1 pseudogene is annotated in these 3001 nt (G+C 43.6%); it reads left to right on the top strand.

Features of this window, described 5'->3' with window-relative positions:
- A pseudogene (locus tag AB674_RS21490) lies at positions 1-3001 on the top strand (hypothetical protein); the annotation flags it as partial.

Raw genomic sequence — 3001 nt, 5'->3', positions numbered from 1 at the left:
AACGAAAGATTGCGAGTTACTATTAGTGTAACCGATCCGGGAACACCAACCACTACAGATACTACACAGGATTTCTGTTTGGTAAACGCACCAACATTTGCGAGCATACAAACCAATCAGGCCAATGTGGTTTGGTACAGTGTGGCAACAGGCGGAACAGCAATAGCTCCGACTACAGCTTTAACTAGTGGTACTTATTATGCTGCTTTGCTAGACGCTACAACAGGATGTCAAAGTGCTGTGAGATTACAAGTTGCCATTAGTGTAACCGATCCGGGCACACCAACATTAGTAACTGCAGGAACTCAAAACTTCTGTTTAGTTAATGCGCCAACGTTTGCAAGCATTCAAACCACTCAGGCTAATGTCGTTTGGTATAGTGTTGCAACGGGTGGTATAGCTATAGCTCCGGCTACAGCTTTAACCAGCGGTACTTATTATGCTGCTTTATTAGATGCTACAACGGGTTGTCAAAGTGCTGTGAGATTACAAGTTACCATTAGCGTAACTGATCCGGGTACACCGACTACTACAGATACAACACAAGATTTCTGTTTGGCAAATGCACCAACGTTTGCGAGTATACAAACGAATCAGGCTAATGTCGTTTGGTACAGTGTTGTAACAGGTGGAACCGCTATTGCACCAACAACAGCTTTAACCAGTGGTGTTTATTATGCTGCTTTGTTAGACGCTACCACAGGTTGTCAAAGTAACGAAAGATTACGAGTTACTATAAGTGTAACCGATCCGGGTACACCAACTACTACAGATGCCACACAAGATTTCTGTTTGGTAAATGCACCAACATTCGCAAGTATTCAGGTAAACGAGCCAAATGTGGTTTGGTACAATGCGACAAGTGGAGGAACTGCTTTTGCTCCAACAGCTGCACTGACCAGTGGAATTTTCTATGGAGGTATTGTAGATCCGGTTACAGGTTGTCAAAGTGCCGTAAGATTACAGGTTACCATCAGTGTAACCGATCCGGGCACACCGACGACTACAGATGCTACACAAGATTTCTGTTTGGCAAATGCACCAACATTCGCGAGTATTCAAACGAATCAGGCTAATGTTATTTGGTACAGCGTTGCAACAGGAGGAACAGCCATTGCGCCAACAACATCTTTAACCAGCGGCGTTTACTACGCAGCTTTACTAAATGCTACTACAGGATGTCAAAGTGCTGTGAGATTACAAGTTACTATTAGTGTAACCGATCCGGGCACACCAACATTAGTAACTGCAGGAACTCAAAACTTCTGTTTAATAAATGCGCCAACGTTTGCAAGCATTCAAACCACTCAGGCTAATGTCGTTTGGTACAGCGCCGCAACAGGCGGAACAGCCATTGCTCCGGCAACAGCTTTAACGAGCGGTACTTATTATGCTGCTTTGTTAGATGCTACAACAGGTTGTCAAAGTGCCGTGAGATTACAAGTAACTATAAGTGTAACCGATCCGGGTACACCGACTACAACAGATACTACACAAGATTTCTGTTTGATAAATGCACCAACTTTTGCAAGTATTCAAACGAATGAGACTAATGTCGTTTGGTACAGCGTTGCAACTGGCGGAACAGTCATTGCACCAACTACAGCTTTAACGAGCGGAGTTTATTACGCAGCTTTGTTAGACGCTACAACAGGTTGTCAAAGTAAAGTAAGGTTGCAGGTTATCATTAGCGTAACAAATCCGGGCACACCAACTACAACAGATACCACACAAGATTTCTGTTTGGTAAATGCACCTACATTCGCGAGTATTCAAACGAATCAGGCTAATGTAGTGTGGTACAGTGTTGCAACAGGAGGAACTGCCATTGCACCAACTACAGCTTTAACCAGCGGTACTTATTATGCTGCTCTGTTAAATGGGATAACAGGTTGTCAAAGTACCGTAAGATTACAGGTTATCATTAGTGTAACTGATCCGGGTACACCAACAACAACAGATGCAACACAAGACTTCTGTTTGGTAAATGCGCCAACTTTTGCGAGTATTCAAACGAATGAAACGAATGTCGTTTGGTACAGTGTAGCAACAGGAGGTACAGCTATCGCTCCGGCAACAGCTTTAACCACCGGTACTTATTATGCTGCTTTGTTAGATGCAACTACAGGTTGTCAAAGCGCCGTGAGATTACAAGTTGCCATTAGTGTAACTGATCCGGGCACACCGACATTAGTAACTGCAGGAACTCAAAACTTCTGTTTGATAAATGCACCAACGTTTGCAAGCATTCAAACTACTCAGACTAATGTCGTTTGGTACAGTGCTGCAACAGGCGGAACAGCAATTGCTCCGACAACAGCTCTAACAAGTGGTGTTTATTATGCTGCTTTATTAGATGCCACAACGGGTTGTCAAAGTGCTGTGAGATTACAAGTTACGATCAGCGTGACCGATCCGGGCACACCGACATTAGTAAACGCGGGCACTCAAAACTTCTGTTTGATAAATGCACCAACATTTGCGAGTATTCAAACGAATCAGGCTAATGTAGTTTGGTACAGTGTTGCAACAGGTGGAACAGCAATAGCTCCAGCAACAGCTTTAACCAGCGGTGTTTATTATGCTGCTTTGGTAAATACTACTACAGGTTGTCAAAGTGCGGTGAGATTGCAAGTTACTATTAGTGTAACCGATCCGGGCACACCGACATTAGTAAATGCGGGCACTCAAAACTTCTGTTTAGTAAATGCACCGACATTTGCGAGTATTCAAACCACTCAGACTAATGTAGTTTGGTACAGTACAGCAACAGGAGGAACAGCAATTGCTCCAACTACAGCTTTAACGAGTGGTGTTTATTACGCTGCTTTGGTAAATACTACTACAGGTTGTCAAAGTGCGGTGAGATTACAAGTTACTATCAGCGTGACCGATCCGGGCACACCGACATTAGTAAATGCAGGAACTCAAAACTTCTGTTTGGTAAACGCACCAACGTTTGCGAGTATTCAAACCACTCAGGCTAATGTGGTTTGGTACA

The sequence above is a fragment of the Flavobacterium sp. ABG genome (genome assembly GCF_001027725.1).
Taxonomy (GTDB): domain Bacteria; phylum Bacteroidota; class Bacteroidia; order Flavobacteriales; family Flavobacteriaceae; genus Flavobacterium; species Flavobacterium cupriresistens.
Note: the sequence above shows the minus strand (reverse complement) of the source record. Positions and strands in the feature narration are given on the sequence as shown.